Annotated in this window: 16 protein-coding genes and 2 pseudogenes; 12 read left to right on the top strand and 6 right to left on the bottom strand. The window is 40.2% G+C overall.

What is annotated here, in order from left to right; all coding sequences use genetic code 11:
• Window positions 1–184 precede the first annotated feature (184 nt).
• Entirely contained in the window at window positions 185–730 is a 546-nt protein-coding gene (locus ACH59B_RS12660) for a TetR/AcrR family transcriptional regulator (protein ID WP_017426964.1), read from the bottom strand.
• A gap of 268 nt (window positions 731–998) precedes the next feature.
• On the opposite strand from ACH59B_RS12660, the gene ACH59B_RS12655 reads away from it, so the two are divergent.
• The 9 genes and pseudogenes from ACH59B_RS12655 (at window position 999) to bluB (ending at window position 7,927) form a co-directional block, all read left to right on the top strand.
• The gene (locus tag ACH59B_RS12655; RefSeq protein ID WP_404301704.1) at window positions 999–1,973 is read left to right on the top strand and encodes an aldo/keto reductase; all 975 of its coding nucleotides are present in this window, start codon (window positions 999–1,001) and stop codon (window positions 1,971–1,973) included.
• Between the two features lie 109 nt (window positions 1,974–2,082).
• A complete protein-coding gene (gene dmpI / locus ACH59B_RS12650) occupies window positions 2,083–2,295 on the top strand; it encodes a 4-oxalocrotonate tautomerase DmpI (RefSeq protein WP_016820887.1) in 213 nt (70 codons plus the stop codon).
• Window positions 2,296–2,365: 70 nt separating this feature from the next.
• Window positions 2,366–2,899, top strand: a complete 534-nt coding sequence (locus tag ACH59B_RS12645; protein ID WP_017426962.1) for an NAD(P)H-dependent oxidoreductase — start codon at window positions 2,366–2,368, stop codon at window positions 2,897–2,899.
• A 127-nt stretch (window positions 2,900–3,026) separates the two neighbouring features.
• On the top strand, window positions 3,027–3,779 hold the full coding sequence (locus tag ACH59B_RS12640) for a carboxymuconolactone decarboxylase family protein (protein WP_404301701.1): 753 nt from the start codon (window positions 3,027–3,029) through the stop codon (window positions 3,777–3,779).
• Window positions 3,780–3,857: 78 nt separating this feature from the next.
• The gene (locus ACH59B_RS12635; protein WP_016820890.1) at window positions 3,858–4,604 is read left to right on the top strand and encodes an SDR family oxidoreductase; all 747 of its coding nucleotides are present in this window, start codon (window positions 3,858–3,860) and stop codon (window positions 4,602–4,604) included.
• A 31-nt stretch (window positions 4,605–4,635) separates the two neighbouring features.
• Complete coding sequence (locus ACH59B_RS12630; protein WP_016820891.1) at window positions 4,636–5,031, top strand: cupin domain-containing protein; 396 nt, start codon at window positions 4,636–4,638, stop codon at window positions 5,029–5,031.
• A gap of 146 nt (window positions 5,032–5,177) precedes the next feature.
• The gene (locus ACH59B_RS12625; protein ID WP_404301698.1) at window positions 5,178–6,038 is read left to right on the top strand and encodes a DUF3737 family protein; all 861 of its coding nucleotides are present in this window, start codon (window positions 5,178–5,180) and stop codon (window positions 6,036–6,038) included.
• Complete coding sequence (locus ACH59B_RS12620) at window positions 5,968–7,200, top strand: MalY/PatB family protein (RefSeq protein ID WP_225164887.1); 1,233 nt, start codon at window positions 5,968–5,970, stop codon at window positions 7,198–7,200. The genes ACH59B_RS12625 and ACH59B_RS12620 overlap by 71 nt, the downstream gene beginning before the upstream one ends.
• Before the next feature lie 92 nt (window positions 7,201–7,292).
• Window positions 7,293–7,927: pseudogene (bluB, locus tag ACH59B_RS12615) on the top strand (5,6-dimethylbenzimidazole synthase).
• Between the two features lie 463 nt (window positions 7,928–8,390).
• Here bluB and ACH59B_RS12610 read toward each other — a convergent pair.
• A pseudogene (locus ACH59B_RS12610) lies at window positions 8,391–8,858 on the bottom strand (tyrosine-type recombinase/integrase); the annotation flags it as partial.
• A 151-nt stretch (window positions 8,859–9,009) separates the two neighbouring features.
• Between ACH59B_RS12610 and ACH59B_RS12605 the strand changes: the two are divergent.
• Window positions 9,010–9,687 carry an SDR family NAD(P)-dependent oxidoreductase gene (locus ACH59B_RS12605; RefSeq protein WP_404301696.1) on the top strand — a complete coding sequence of 226 codons (678 nt, stop codon included), beginning with the start codon at window positions 9,010–9,012 and terminating at the stop codon, window positions 9,685–9,687.
• A 309-nt stretch (window positions 9,688–9,996) separates the two neighbouring features.
• On the opposite strand, the gene ACH59B_RS12600 is transcribed toward ACH59B_RS12605, so the two are convergent.
• The 3 genes from ACH59B_RS12600 to ACH59B_RS12590 all read right to left on the bottom strand — a co-directional run bounded on the left by ACH59B_RS12600 (window position 9,997) and on the right by ACH59B_RS12590 (window position 13,543).
• Window positions 9,997–11,505: a S9 family peptidase gene (locus ACH59B_RS12600; RefSeq protein WP_164965157.1), complete on the bottom strand. Its 1,509-nt coding sequence runs from the start codon at window positions 11,503–11,505 to the stop codon at window positions 9,997–9,999.
• A gap of 260 nt (window positions 11,506–11,765) precedes the next feature.
• Window positions 11,766–12,731 carry an alpha/beta hydrolase gene (locus ACH59B_RS12595; RefSeq protein WP_026065422.1) on the bottom strand — a complete coding sequence of 322 codons (966 nt, stop codon included), beginning with the start codon at window positions 12,729–12,731 and terminating at the stop codon, window positions 11,766–11,768.
• Between the two features lie 452 nt (window positions 12,732–13,183).
• Window positions 13,184–13,543, bottom strand: coding sequence for a glycoside hydrolase family 3 N-terminal domain-containing protein (locus ACH59B_RS12590; protein WP_107733594.1), 360 nt, complete (start codon window positions 13,541–13,543; stop codon window positions 13,184–13,186).
• Window positions 13,544–13,811: 268 nt separating this feature from the next.
• Between ACH59B_RS12590 and ACH59B_RS12585 the strand changes: the two genes are divergently transcribed.
• Window positions 13,812–14,489, top strand: coding sequence for a response regulator transcription factor (locus tag ACH59B_RS12585; protein ID WP_016820900.1), 678 nt, complete (start codon window positions 13,812–13,814; stop codon window positions 14,487–14,489).
• 187 nt (window positions 14,490–14,676) lie between these two features.
• Window positions 14,677–15,564 carry a HAMP domain-containing sensor histidine kinase gene (locus tag ACH59B_RS12580; RefSeq protein WP_243537225.1) on the top strand — a complete coding sequence of 296 codons (888 nt, stop codon included), beginning with the start codon at window positions 14,677–14,679 and terminating at the stop codon, window positions 15,562–15,564.
• 87 nt (window positions 15,565–15,651) lie between these two features.
• On the opposite strand, the gene ACH59B_RS12575 is transcribed toward ACH59B_RS12580, so the two are convergent.
• A complete protein-coding gene (locus ACH59B_RS12575) occupies window positions 15,652–16,167 on the bottom strand; it encodes a TetR/AcrR family transcriptional regulator (RefSeq protein WP_019687294.1) in 516 nt (171 codons plus the stop codon).
• Between the last annotated feature and the right edge of the window lie 237 nt (window positions 16,168–16,404).

Genomic DNA, 16,404 nt, shown 5'->3' with positions numbered 1-16,404 from the left:
AGCGAATGCCGCTTCATGTTTTCGGTGCTGTGCCGGATATAGGCGTTATCTTTAATGTTCAAGTCCCGAATGCGAGAACAGTATTCAAAACCCTACCCTCATCACGAAATTAGGATGAGAATTTTGTTTAAATAACCTCAGTACAAGAAATTACTCGATTTACTAGATTTGTTGGGAATGCAATTTAAAAATTTCTGTCTAACAATATCCCAGTTTGTTCTGCCATGACACGAGGGGGGACTGACATTCCATTTTTAAACCACCATTCTACGATCCCCACGACCGCGGCCCCAAAAAATTGAAGAATGACATCTTCACTTAAGCCTTGATTTTTTCCTTCTGTTACATCGACTTCAACCTTATACTCCTGGACGACTAAATCAAGGAATTGACTACGAAAATAAGCTGAACTTTTCGTGTTTAACATGGTTGAAAAGAACAAATGATTGTCTGCAAAGTATTCGAACCAGACATAATTTCCTTCTTGGAAACTCATTTCAGATGCTGTGTGGCAAAGTTCACGGAGATTGTTTATATGTTCTTCAATTATCTTATCTAGCAAGTCAAATTTATCCATGTAATGGAGATAGATTGTTCCTCGATTAACATTTGCCCTATCAGAAATATCCCGAATTGTAATGTCATCAAAGTTTTTTTCAGTCATCAGTTCAAGTATTGCTTTCTTTATGGCTTCTTGAGATTTGAGTACCCTTCTGTCCACTTTAGTCATTTTTAAAGTCCCCTTACTGAGATAATCAGCAATTATTAATAATTTGTTGAGTAATCTACACATCGAGAGAAATTGATTATTGCAAGCATTTTGTTTCCGTTTAGAATTATAAACGTAAGTTGATTAAACAATCAATGTTCATTTTTTATTTGGAGTTATCTAAACTCAATGATCAGCACGCCTACCCGTTCTGAGGCAAGTCAAGATCGCACCACACGAAGCCAAGGACAATATAATTTTTAAGAATAAGAAAGGGAGGAACCATGAAATGGATTATACGAAACTTGGAAATACTGGCTTGGATGTATCCCGGATTTGTCTTGGTTGTATGGGCTTTGGAGACGCACAAAAAGGTCATCATCGATGGGTGCTTGATGGGGAACGCGCTCGTCCAATCATAAAAAAAGCTCTGGAGCTTGGAATCAATTTTTTTGATACTGCAAACGTGTACGCTGACGGGACAAGTGAGGAAATAATTGGAGGTGCATTAAAGGATTATACGAACCGTGATGAGATTGTCATCGCGACTAAAATACATGGACGAATGCATCAAGGACCTAATGGAGCTGGGCTTTCCCGCAAGGCGATCATGAGCGAAATCGATAAAAGCCTTAAGAGATTGAGAACCGACTACGTCGATTTGTATCAAATTCACCGTTGGGATTACAACACGCCCATCGAAGAAACGATGGAAGCACTGCACGATGTAGTCAAGGCTGGTAAGGCGAGATACATCGGAGCCTCTGCCATGTGGGCATGGCAGTTTCAGAAAGCTTTACATATAGCTGAGAAAAATGGGTGGACCCGATTTGTATCAATGCAGAATCATTTAAATCTCATTTACCGCGAAGAGGAACGAGAGATGCTCCCACTTTGTAAGGCAGAAAAAATCGGGGTCATTCCTTATAGCCCGCTCGCAGGAGGAAGGTTAGCGCGGGAGACAACAACACATCGTGCCGAAACTGATGAAATTGCAAAACAAAAATATGATGCAACAACAGATGCGGATCAATTGGTGGTGAACCGGGTTGCGAGTTTGGCAGAGAAACATGGTGTTCGCCGGGTTCACATCGCACTTGCGTGGCTTCTACATAAAGAACCGGTAGCCGCTCCTATTGTCGGTGCGACAAAAATATCCCAGCTCGAAGATGCAGAAGCTGCTCTATCTATTCAATTAACTGCTGAAGAAATTGCGTTTTTGGAAGAACCATATGTACCGCACCGAATCGTTGGTCATTTTTAAATTCATATAAATTGGTGTCGCACGGTCTCTTTGATAAGAGAGATGCACATGAGTTTTTGTGTCAGCTCGTCGTCATTAGACATAAACTCACAATAAAGGAGAATAAATTATGCCTGTAATTACAATTGAAGCAGCTAAATTAACTAAAGAGCAAAAAAGAAAGTTAGTAAAAGACCTTACTACATCAGCTTCAACTATCATGAATATACCTGAACAAGCATTCTTTGTGTTCGTAAGGGAAAATGAACTAGATAATATAGGTGTTGCAGGACGGATTTTAGCAGACAAAGCTGTAAATAATCCACTGAAAAGTGAGGAGTAAAATAATTAACTTGGTATCCATTTAAACAATTAAGATAGAAAAAAATATTCTTGGATGGAGAAAATTTAAAATGAAAACACTCGTTCTTGTTTTTCACCCTGATTTAACTGCTTCCCGTGTTCATCGTCGCTTAACGGAAGAAATGAAGAAGCAAGCTGGTGTTACAATTCACCATGTTTATGAGGCATACCCGAATGAGAAGATCGATGTCGCTGCCGAGCAGAGTCTATTGGAGCAGCATGATCGCATCGTTTTGCAATTCCCATTCTACTGGTACAGTACGCCTTCATTGCTGAAAAAATGGGAGGATGTAGTCCTAACTCATGGCTGGGCATTTGGAAGCAAAGGGGACAAGCTGCACGGAAAAGAGCTGCTGATTGCCGTTTCTACCGGCGCTGCTAAAGAAAACTATTTACCAGACGGTAATTTTAAATACACCGTTTCCGAGCTGCTGCGACCTCTTCAGGCAACCAGTAACTTGATTGGAACACGCTATTTGACACCATATATCTTGTATGGTGTAATGCAACACCTGTCAGATGAGGAGCTAGAGCAAAGTGCCAAGGATTATGTGGCTTATGCGCTGAACCCTAAACTTGTCTAGAAGAATGGTGATGCTAAGCTTGTCGGCTTCATCATAGAGACGGGAATTGGAGGTTACCGCGTCGCAATTATCGTCATTCTTTCATGGGTCTTATTCATCCACAAAAAAACAAGCAGGAGGCATAGTTATGAATCGAATTGAAAAGAGTGAAGAAACGTTTAAACAGCTATTTGGTAATGGAATGCCGGGAGCATACGCTACTGATCCTGATTTTCAGGACATCCTGAGCCGTTTTATTTTTGGGGAAGTTTTTTATCAAGGGAAGTTGGACGATAAACAACGTGAGCTTATCACTCTGGTGGTGCTTGTAACGAATCAAACGTTACCTCAGCTCAAGGCGCATGCTCATGGTGCACTGAACGTTGGACTAACTCCGGTAGAAATTAAAGAGGCCATTTACCAATGTGCGCCTTATTTAGGATTCCCTAAAACGCTAAATGCCATCGCGGAGATTAATGAGGTTTTCCAATCCAGAAATATCGAGTTACCTCTCGAAAGTCAAAAGCAGGTTGAAGAAGAGAATCGATTAGACAAAGGCCTTGCAGTGCAGGTAGAAGTCTTTGGCGATATCATTGAAAAGAACAGGGGGAATGTTCCATACAATCAAAAGCATATACAGGACTATCTTTCTGCCTTCTGTTTTGGTGACTTCTACACTCGTGGAGGCCTTGATCTGAAAACACGGGAGTTGCTGACCCTCTGTATCGTGAGTAGTCTCGGCGGTTGTGAAAGTCAAGTCAAGGCACATGTGCAAGGCAACCTGAATGTAGGCAATGACAAGGATATCATGATCACTGCCATCACTCATTGCCTTCCTTATATGGGTTTTCCGAGAACATTAAATGCTTTGAGTTGTGTGAATGAGATCATTCCAGAATAGCAGAAGAAAATTAAGCGAAGAAATAGATTTTTTTATAGATGAAAGTATACCTAAAATTAAGAAAGGTGTTTATCTAAAATGTCAAATATTCAAGAAAAAGTAGTTATTATTACAGGAGCGTCCAGCGGTATTGGAGAAGCAGCTGCAAAAGAACTGGCATCCAAAGGTGCAAAATTGGTTCTTGCCGCTCGCCGCGAAGACCGGTTAAAGAAATTACAAGATGAAATTGAACAAAGCGGCGGAGAAGCTGTGTATAAAGTGACGGATGTAAGTTCGCACCAACAAATGGAAGATCTTGCTGCGTATGCGCTGAACGAGTTTGGAAAAATTGATGTTTTAGTCAACAATGCTGGAATCATGCCGCAGGCTTTTCTTGCTTTGAAAAAGGTTGATGAATGGGACCGAATGATCGATGTCAATATCAAAGGGGTATTGTACGCAATCGGGGCAGTCCTTCCATCTATGAGAGAACGGAAATCAGGTCATATTATTAACCTTTCATCCGTGGCTGGACACAACATCTACCCAGGCGGGACAGTTTATTGTGGTACCAAACATGCCGTAAGAGCAATCTCTGAAGGCTTGCGCCAAGAAGAAGCGATGAGTGGTACAAATATTCGTGTGACCAATATTTCGCCGGGAGCTGTGACCAGCGAACTGCTGGAGACGACAACCGATCCGGCAATGAAAGCGGGCTTGGATGATTTTTACAAGATAGCAATTGATGCAGACAGCATCGCACGTGCCATTGCCTTTGCCATCGAGCAACCATCGGATGTGGGCATTAATGAGATGATCATTCGACCAACAGCTCAAGTTGGATAACGTTAAAAATATAAGAAAGTAGAGATGAAAAATGAAGAACGAGCACTTAAGCCATAGCACACTCTTCCCATTGGGTCAAAAAGTCGAAAAAAACTTTATCGGAGACGCGTACTTACAAATGGTGTTTACCGATCCAGCACCACTCAATACAGCAATCGGGAATGTAACCTTTGCTCCCGGTGCCCGCAATAACTGGCACTCTCATCATACTGGACAAGTGTTGTTAGTTACCGGCGGTGAGGGGTGGTATCAAGAAGAAGGAAAGCCAGCTCAATCACTCAAAACAGGCGATGTGGTAAACATTCCAGCGAACGTTAAACATTGGCATGGGGCTACGAAGGAAAGCTGGTTTGTTCACTTAGCTCTTACACCAGGACAAACAGATTGGTTAGAACCTGTACTGGATGAAGAATATATTAAGCTATGATAAATAATTAACACATATAAACGGCAGCCGTTAATGCCGCCGTTTATATAGAAGCTTCTAATAGATCTGGAACCCTCTGCTGCTATTCTGCGAATTATGGGTCATGAAATATTTGAAGCTAGCACTGAGCGATTGGAGACAGTATTATGCAAACGATCGACCAACAAATGCTTACCGGAGAACGAGCACTTTTCAAGAGAAAGAATCTCATGGTCACTAATTCCATTTTCGCGGATGGCGAGTCCCCCCTGAAGGAAAGCAACGATATTACTATCGATAATAGCATTTTTAAATGGAAATATCCCTTGTGGTATTGCAATAATATTCGTGTTGATCGTAGCACTTTCCTTGTAATGGCCCGATCGGGAATATGGTATACACACCAAATTGTCATCAGTGACAGCGTAATAGAGGCGCCAAAGACATTTCGGCGTTCGAGCGGAATCCGACTGACGTATGTCGATCTGCCCAACGCGCAAGAAACCTTATGGAATTGCGAAGATATTCACTTGCATCATGTGACCGCAAAAGGTGATTACTTTGGAATGAATAGTGCAAATATCACTATCGACGATTTCACATTAGCGGGGAACTACGCATTCGACGGAGCTAAGGATATGGAGATTCGCAATGCGAAGATTATTTCAAAGGACGCCTTCTGGAATTGCGAGAATGTCACCGTCTATGATTCATTGATCATCGGAGAATATTTAGGATGGAATTCGAAAAACATCACCTTTATCAACTGCACTATCGAAAGCAATCAGGGAATGTGCTACATGGACCGTCTCGTAATCGAGAACGGAACGATTCTGAATACCGACTTGGCATTCGAATATTCAACCATTGAGGTGGAAACCAAGACATCAATTGATAGCGTGAAAAATCCAATCTCCGGGAAAATCAAAGCAAAGGATATCGGTGAAATCATCATCAATGACGAAGAAATCAACGCTGCCTACACCCGATATGAGCTGGATAAAGCAGGTGATCGATTTGTCCTTTAATTTTGATAAAATGACGAACCGTTTGGCCACTAACTCTTATAAATGGGATGTTGAACCAGAAGAGCTGCCGATGTGGGTGGCGGATATGGACTTTGAGACTTCGCCTGCTGTAGTCGATGCTCTGCAAAAGAGATTAGACCATCATATTTATGGATATACCTCGATACCAGATACTTATTATGATGCAGTTGCCCATTGGTGGGAAAAGAGACATCAATATCAGATCCAAAAAGAATGGATTATGTTTTGCACGGGGGTAGTGCCGGCGATATCATCTATCGTACGCAATATGACCAAAGCCGGCGACAAAGTGCTAGTGCTTGCGCCTGTCTATAACATTTTCTACAACTCCATAAAGAACAATCAACGAGAAGTTCTGGTAAGCGAGTTGATTTACAAAGACAATGGATATTCGATCGAATTTGACGATGTGGAGAAAAAGCTAGCCGATCCTGACACAACGCTTATGATTTTCTGCAATCCGCACAACCCCATAGGTAAAGTGTGGGACAAACAAGTTCTTGAGAAACTCGGCACGCTCTGCGTCAAACATGAGGTCCTTATCCTTTCCGATGAAATTCACTGCGACTTAACACACCCAGGCCACCAACACATTCCGTTCGCTTCCGTATCGGAAGTGATCGCACAAAATTGCATCACCTGTGTGGCACCGACGAAAACTTTCAATCTTGCGGGAATTCAAACTTCAAGTATTATCGTGCCGAATTCGAAGATTCGAAAACTTGTACACCGTGGCATTAACACCAATGAAGTGGCCGAACCTAACTTTTTTGCGATTGAAGCAGCAATCTCTGCCTTTACGGAAGGCGAACCCTGGCTGCAAGCCTTATTGGAATATCTCATGGCGAACAAGCAATATCTCGAACATTATTTGGCTAGTGAACTACCGCAGCTCCAAATTATCCATTCGGAAGCGACTTATTTGGCCTGGATCGATTGCCGGAACATAACTTCTAATGTAAGTCAACTGTGTAAGTTCATAAGGAAAGAAACGGGGCTGTATGTCTCGGAGGGCGCCATTTATGGCGGCAATGGACACGGTTTCATTCGATTGAACTACGCCTGCCCTAAAAAACGACTAACTGATGGATTGCAGCGCTTGAAGATTGGGATTCAGGCATATCAAAGAATGAATGATTGATTCAATAATGGTTACACTTGAACCTGAAACCATGTCATAATAATCTGAGACTGGCGCATTCTGGGGATTTTTGTTTTAAGTGAGGAATTAAGTTGTTAAATGTTTATGAGAGAAAAGGAATATTTAAAGCCATTTTTGAAAGGAGAGATATTCGATCATTTAATAGAAAACCCATATCCAGAGATAAGTTAAACAACATATTAATGGCTGGATCATGCACCTTCCGTTGGTTTTATGAAACCTTGGGATTTTATTGTAATTGACTCTCAAGAAGTTAAAGAACGATTGGCGCATGCATGTCATAAAGAAATACAGGCCTTGTCCATACACTATGAAGATGAAAAAAAGAAAAGATTTCTCTCGTTAAAATTAGAGGGTATAAGGGAAGCACCTATAACGCTCTGTATTACATGTGATCCAACAAGAGGTGGCGGACATGTAATTGGGCCAAAATTCTATTCCTGAAACTGATATTCTATCCGTAGCCTGTTGTATCCAAAATATGTGGTTGGCGTCTTATGCAGAAGGAATAGCAATGGGGTGGGTGAGTTTTTACAAGAAAACAGACGTACGGGAAATACTGAATATTCCACCACATATTGATCCTATTACATTGATTTCATTAGGTTACACGGATTTTTATCCTACAAAACCAATCCTAGAGCAAGTAAATTGGGAGAGGCGTCGAAATCTAAATAATCTAATACATCATAATGCTTGGGAATGATTGAAATATAAATGAAAAAGATAAATTTATTCGAGGTTGCAAAAGACATAAACGATTATGCGAACTTGGAGTCACTTATAACCTCAGTAAACAAGTTTCCTGTAGAATGACATAAAATTACCAACCAAGAAATCCCTTGTTTTATAAGGGATTTTTAATTTTTGGTAGGGAACTTTGTGTCAATTTTAAAAAAAACGTTTATGTTAGGCATTTTTATCTCCGAAGATCATGTTATACATATGTACAAAATACGGGTTTTGTGAATATGTCTGAAGAGAACCTTATAGATGTAGTTTTCTGCTGCAGTTGTGTCCGTTGAAGTTAACTTTATTGCATTAGTGAACTTAAGATTATTGCATAAGTAAAAATGAAGATAAAGTTGTGGCATAAATCATATCATCCATCCTTTATGCAATAACTTTATCTTCAATAATCATCTACTGAATTACAATTGAACTTAGAGTTAATGCATAAAAAAATCTAAATCCATTTTATTAACCGCTGTCTTCAGATCGTCATCTGATAAATGTGTATATATCATCGTTGTCTGTACTGATAAATGACCTAGTTGATCCTTCAGTTTTGGAACATCACTTTACCATAAAGATTAGCATATTTTTGAATTAACTTTTCTATGGATCTTTGAGTAAGTCTTCGTGTGCCTCCTTTTCTTCCTACAGGAGCAGCTATAAATAAGGCTATCTCTTTGAGCTGGGTTTATACCTTTGATCTCTAATTTTTATATATTCTTTGATGTCATATAATGCAAGTCACTAAAGTAAACATACTGCTCCTTACCGCCTTTACGGATTACTCGTAGTAAATTTTCAGTCAAGTCTACATCTTCAATGTTAGCGCCAACCACTTCGGATAGTCTCAATCCAGATCCCAAAATCAAGGAAGCAATGGCTGTATCACGCTCACGATTAAATATAACAAACTCTGTTGAAGTAACCCAATTATAGCTGCAGAAAGACAAAAAGATGAAATAGACTGCTGATATTAATTATTCAAAATTAGTGTTGACTTCAAGTTAACTTTAAGATTTAAAGTATGATTATTAACTTGAAGGAGTGATTACATTGTCAGAACAAAAAGTATGGCTTATCACAGGATGTTCAACAGGATTTGGTCGACACATCGCGGAGCAAACGATTGATGCAGGTTATAAAGTCGTAGTAACCGCCCGTAATGTTGAGCAGATAACAGAGCTTACAGCCGGGCATGAAGATCATGTGCTCGCTCTCCCACTCGACGTCACTAATCCGGAACAGATCCGAAATGCGGTTGACCATACGATTGAGAAGTTTAAACGTATTGATGTGCTCGTGAACAATGCAGGTATCGGATATTTTAGCTCTGTTGAGGAAAGCGTAGAAGAAGAAACGCGTAAGATGTTCGAAATTAACTTCTGGGGACTCATGCATATTACGAATGCTGTACTTCCCTACATGCGCTCACAAAAAAGTGGTCACATTATAAACTTCTCGTCCATTGGCGGTCTAACTTCCTTCCCAACTCTCGGGTATTATCACGCAACAAAATACGCCGTTGAAGGTATTTCCGAAAGTCTTGCGCAAGAACTGGCTCCTTTTAATATTTATGTGACTTTAATGGAGCCAAGCAGTTTCGTACAGATTGGGGTGGCCGTTCTTCTGCCAAGACTGAGACAAGCATACCTGAGCTTAAAGAATCTATTGTCGGCCATATGCTGCAAGGTATTCAACTTGGTGCTGGTCAAGAAGCTGGAGATCCTGTAAAGGCTGCTGAAGCGGTTATTAAAGTCGTGGAAACAACGAAACCTCCACTTCATTTGTTGCTTGTTCAACAAGCCTATGATGCATCAACCTATAAATTTAACAACATGCTTGCCAGCATAGAACAATGGAAAGAAACAACGATAAACGCAGATTACAAATAATAAAATCACATATTGGCAGGATAGCTAATGTATTGTTTCTGCTGCCCTTTTCTGTGTATCCACATCTCGTCCTTCATTCAGAGCCAGCTAAATAAATCAAGTTTGCAGCATCCTGTTAAATTTTTAACGAGATGCTGCAGTAACTAATTTACATTCGTGATAATTTTTCCTTTATCTCTTTCCATGTGGCTGTGTACTGGTTCTTTAATATGGTATCATCGATATCTGTGATTGATCCCTGAATAAAATGATTCAATTCATTCATAGAATGGTTTTCTGCCCACTGATTTAATTCCTCTACGACTTCCTGCTGATAAATGACAAGGGAGCAATAAACAGTATCATCAATTCCTTGATGAGCAGGTAATTGTATACTCTCTCCCTGATAACGATCCAAAAGCAGAAGAAGCTTTCCAGGTAGCAGCATTTCTGTTTCTGCCAAGCTACGGGAGAGCATATCTCTGAGATACGGAATATCATCGGTTACACCTGTTCCGGATGTCGCTCGGTGGCTCCCGTAAGATTCTACAGTTCCATCGTCGTAAATGTTCAGGTTGAACGGTTTCTTACTGTCATAAGGAAGTATGCTGTCTTTATCCGGGTCAGTAATAATAATGTGCACTGTTCTTGTGAGGTCTGAAGGCAGTTCTTCTTCCAAAGTATGTCCGAGAACTCCCGGATAGCTGCTATTCAGTCTTGTCGAAAACCCCTCCGGCATTGAACTTCCGTTTTCTTCATAGGTGAATCGTCTTGAAATCTGATCGACTGGAACCAAAACATCAGACGTAACATGATTGATGACCAGAGGACTACTAAAATGATTTGCCAGTGCAACCGGGGAGAATGCTTCCCATCTTGAGATGTCTTCTTTATCCGGAAAATTATCTAAGATCGGCTCAAACATGCCGGATACCATACCTAGAAACGGAATCGGTAAGTCCATCATCGTTTTCAGCATTTCTTTCGCCGTTATCTCCGCAGTGATCATTTTAAACAATCCTTTAAGCATAACCCAGCCCATCTTGTTGTTGTTCAATTGGTTTCCTTCGGGAAAATACTGATAAAAATTAAAGTACACATTAGCAATCGGTGAATTCGCGATCGAAGCATTAATCCCCATTTGCAAAGCGTTAAGCATCAGTGTCGTGTATCCACCTGCGCTGCCCCCAACGAGGGCGATTCTTTGATGATCGACTTCTTCCATATGACGAAGCGTATATAAGGCGGCATTATTGAAAACCAGATCATCATCGGTCAGCTGACCGTTGTATTTATTATCAAATTTCGTCGGTGAAGCAACCATCCACCCTTCAGCTAGATACTTGCGCAATTCCACAGCATCCTCGGTCATTTCATAGTGAGGAATATAGATGACGGGGATCGGCTGCTCCGCATCCTTCGGAATATAGAGCCTCATTTGTCGGGTGTCCACTATATTGTCCTTGTTGATGTATTTTATATCAATGGTTCTCTGCTCAATATTTTCAAGAGGATGAAGTCCTTCTTGGGATTGCGCCTGTTGTGCAAATATCTTATCAATATCTAGTTCACTGCTATCAACTTTTGGAGGGAATAACACATTTTTAATTCTCAGTCCCACGATCAAAAGAATGAATATCAATATACACATGCCTATTATTTTAATCATTTTTCTCATTGAATTCTCCTTGATATTTGTTGAGGATGTCTACTGTCTTGTGTCTTATTTTCCTTGAAGTAATATACCTGATCTGAATAAACTGAAAATAAACTGATATGATGATGCCTATAACCAAATAAAACACAAACGGATATTTTTAACTTAATATTTCTGTTCTGTAGCAATCTTACGAAGTAATTCCAACTCAACTAAAAAAGGACTGGAATCCAGTCCTTTATCAGGTATATAACATTGTTGTAATTGTATATAAAAATAATTCATTGACTTCTAATAACATCCTGCCAGTTCGCATTTTCAAGTAACTCTGCATCGTCACCAAAGAATGCGTTACCCGCTTGTACATCACCTTTCAGCCAATACATAAACCAGGCTGTCATATATCCGTCTGCATGGTTCACCATATCGCTGTGGTCAGTGTTTACGCGCCTAGCCATAACTTTGGTTACCGTATCGGGAATATTGGAATAATTCGTATTAAGTGACCAAAGCGGAGTAATTCCTTGCCCTTCTGTAGCCGTTATGTCTTCTGCAGTTCCCGCATCAAAATCTCCCGTACCAGCAACCATGAAGTAAGGGATTTTGATCTTGGATACGTCGTAACTCCAATCGGTTCCCAATTGGCTTTGCTGTCCCCAGAAGCTTGAAGTGGCGCTTGCCGTAAACATAGCTTTGTAGAAATCACCGTTCTCCTGATTGGTTACGGCATTTATTGTTCCCACGCCTCCCTGCGAATGTCCGCCGATCCCAATGTTATCAACATCAATTTTCCCATAAAAATCGCTCTCCCTATCCTCATTCAGCTTTAGCATAAAGTCAAGGCTTGCAGACGATGAAGCTCCCGTTCGAGAATTCAAGTCCTCATTGCCAACAACAATAAACCCCCATGATGCAAGATGTTTAAAAACAGATTTATATTTTGATGCCGGGGTTCCCGTCCCGTTTGCCAATACAACGAGAGGATATGCAGATGAACGATCTTTCATTTCGGACGGATACCAAATTTCATATTTTTTATAGGTATCATTTTCTGCATCGAATTCTACAGAAGAAACCTCATTTGGTCCAAGAGCTGTATATTGTGCCTCTATTGGCTTATCAGTCTTTACAAACTTATAATAATTATCAAAGCGGTATGACTGAAATGCAAACAACGCTATAACTGCCAGAATAATTACAATAACTATGATAAACACAACTAACAATATCCTTTTTAATATTTTCACTATTTCCTCCTGAGTATGATGATAGTTTTTTCGTGTAACAAATGTATCATCAGATAATAGTTGAATCAATAAACCAAGACAAAACGATACATAAAGCATTAAATGTAACATGCTGATAAAAAAAACAGCAAACACCATTAATTAATGTCTGCTGTTTTACACCTTTACTAACATTAAGCTAATATGAAATAAACTATACAACATCGGGTGCATAATTATATACCGGCAAATTATCTGGCAATCGTTTTGCCTTCAAATACGGCATTATCTTCAGTATTCATCCCCTTAATGTCTTAGAAGAAACAATATAAAATATGTCATTATAACAAACATAGAGGGTTCTGCGCCTCTCTCGAAGACACTTCTCCAGATTTGCGCGGGTCAGCGGATAGGCTGCCGTCTCATTGTTCAAAGCGTTCATCAAACCTTCATGGTTTTCCTGCCGCCAGGCATCATGATGTCATTGCCCGTTCGCTGACCACGCTATTGGAATTGAAGCGGTTGGTTTCCTGGTTGTTGCAGACAAAATGCTTGACCGTGGCACCGCAGCCCGGATGTTTCTGGGCTCCCAAGATGATACCAACCGCCAATTTGCCGCTGATAAGAGGATCCTCCGAGAAATACTCAAAGTTCCTGCCACAGAGTGGATTGCGATGGATGTTCATCGCCGGTGCCAGCCACAGGTGCACGCCTAACCGTTTCATCTCCTCCCCCACAATGTCGCCGCACTCCTGGCAAACCGCCGGGTTCCAGCTCTGGGCAAGGGCCGTGCCTACGGGAATGGCCGTACTTCTGCTCGCGGATCTCACCATTGCGATTCTGGCCTGCCGCAGCGGGGTAGATGCCCAGCAGAATATTCAGCAGCGCCTCCGGCAAACACCTAATTTTACAATCAAATGAAAATATTAGATATTCAGAACATCCGGGGGTTTGATGAATTGTACTTCGCTGGACATATATTACCATGAGTATATAAACTGAAAATAAACAAAAGCGTCGTGCTCGTTGTTCACTTCAAGCAGTACATTGTGATAGAATGCCAGTTCAGTTACTAAAGAGTAACGGAAAGGATTGAGGGGAATGTTTCAAATTCTCGTTGTAGAAGACGATAAAAATACGGCCAAATTAATGAAAACTATCATTGGGTCTGCAGGATACGAGGTGTTTTTGACGGAGAATGGCATCGTGGCATTAGAATTATTAGACAAGCAGCATATTGATTTAATTGTTCTTGATATCATGATGCCTCAAATGGATGGATTCGAGTTGACTCAAACGATCCGCGAGAGCAAAAATGATATTCCTATTCTGATGGTTAGTGCCAAACATTTACCGGCAGACAAACGTAAAGGCTTTATGGCAGGAACAGACGATTACATGGTCAAACCTGTCGACGAAGACGAAATGCTACTTCGGATTAAGGCTTTGCTTCGGCGAGCCAAGATCCAGAATGAACGGAAGCTTCAAATAGGAAAAATCACGTTGCAATACGATGAATTATCGGTGTCAAGAGAGAATGAAGTGCAGACACTGCCGCAGAAGGAATTTTATTTATTGTACAAATTGCTGTCGTACCCAGATAAAATTTTCACCCGCATTCAGCTAATGGATGAAATTTGGGGCATGGACTCTGAAACAAGTGATATCACGTTAAATGTTCACATCAACCGTTTAAGAAAGCGATTTGGCGATTATCCGGAATTTGAAATCATATCCATCCGAGGAATTGGCTATAAGGCGGTAAAACATAGTGAGTAGAAGGATAATAAACTTTATCAGAGAGAGATCTTTACGTGGGTTTGGACTAACTTTTATGTTTACGTTCATTGTGTTGTTTATTTTGCTCATATCCATTTTTCTTTCGTTGGTCATTGTCGTGTTTTTCGTGTATATCGGACTCTACAGTTCCCCTCCTGCCGAAGATCCAAATTCAGGAGGTGGCTTAGTGCTTGTTACATATTTTGGAACAGTGAGTATTCTGGTCAGTATTCTTGCATCGTTGATATTTAGCCGAATCCCGCTCTCTCCCATTCGAAAAGTTATACATGCTTCTGAAGAGCTGGCCAAAGGGAATTTTTCCGTCCGTATTCACCTTAAGGGGCCAAAAGAGTTAAGAAAGTTGAACAGAAGTTTTAATCACATGGCTGAAGAACTCGGTAGTCTTGAAATGCTGCGGTCCGATTTTATTAATAATTTTTCGCATGAATTTAAAACACCGATCGTTTCCTTACGAGGGTACGCGAAAGTTTTGAAAAGAAAAAACTTATCAGATGAGGAACGCAATGAGTATTTGGATATCATCATCAATGAATCGGAACGTTTGGCAGAACTTGCCACAAATGTGCTTCAGTTATCCAAGATCGAAAGCCAAGCCATCATCACTGAGAAAACGACTTTTAACTTAACCGAACACATCCGAACGGTTATTGTATTGTTGGAGCCGAAATGGTCGGCGAAAAATATAAGCTTTCAGTTTGATTCGTCTGAACTGATGGTTACTGCAAATGAAGATATGCTTAGTCAAGTTTGGATCAATCTTCTGGACAATGCCATTAAGTATTCGACTTCGAATTCCGAGATCACAATCGATATGAATTCGAAGATTCAACATGTTAGTATATCTATTCACAACAACGGTCCAGAGATTGATGCCTATCAGCAAAAACACATATTTGATAAATTCTATCAAGGAGATCCTTCTCACGCCTCCCCGGGCAATGGATTGGGTTTAAGTATTGCGCAAAAGATTGTTATACTGCATGGTGGGACGATCCGGGTTGCAAGCTCAGATGACACAGGTACAACTTTTGAAGTGATTCTTCCTTCACCCTAGAAATAATCCCATTTTCTCAGCATCTAAATTGAGAAAATGGGATTATTCACTTCTGGAAAATGTCCAAATCCCAACAACCTCAGGAGATTAATTTTTATTTAAATCACGATTTTTCAGAAGTAAAGTCATCTCTTCTGAAGTTTCCTGCATACCTCTAGCAAACCATTCTTCAATCCATCCGAACAATCCATATGAAAAATAAGCTGCTACATAAGCACCGAAGTTTGGATATTCTGGTTTTGGTCCGAATAGTTCTTTGAGTATTTCCTTCAGCAGATAGAACAATTTCCTTTGGCTAAGAAGCAGATAAAACTCTCTATTTTTACTAAAGTGTCCAAACAAACTCCCCAAAAGTTCATCTTCCGATGTACCACCACTATCTTGATATTCCTTATACCAACTGTCTATTAATTTATAAAGATATTCTTTCAGCACATCTTCTTTTTCATCATAATTCCTGTAAAACGAAACGCGACTTACTTGTGCTGTTGAGGTAAGATCACTGATTGAAATCGCCTTAAGTTCTTTCATTTTCAACAAATCAAGAAGTGATTTTGTAATTTGAAGCTTCACATGTGTGTTTTTCAATCTTTTATCTTCCACGTTACATTTTTTCCTTTCTGTATCATTTTCTATTGATTCATTGATTCTGATTTTAACCAATGATACATTTGTTACACAAAAAATGATACGTCTATTTTATGGAGTTCATACAACGGATGTATTCTAGATAAAGGAGAAAATATGATAACAAAGGACCTCTGATCACTCTTGTTAAAATTGTAGTTGAGCCAATTAAGTGACCAATCGATATCAGCTCCCTAGCGTATAGTTCGGTAT

This window comes from Paenibacillus sp. DP01, assembly GCF_044784315.1.
Taxonomy (GTDB): domain Bacteria; phylum Bacillota; class Bacilli; order Paenibacillales; family Paenibacillaceae; genus Paenibacillus; species Paenibacillus polymyxa.
Note: the sequence above shows the minus strand (reverse complement) of the source record. Positions and strands in the feature narration are given on the sequence as shown.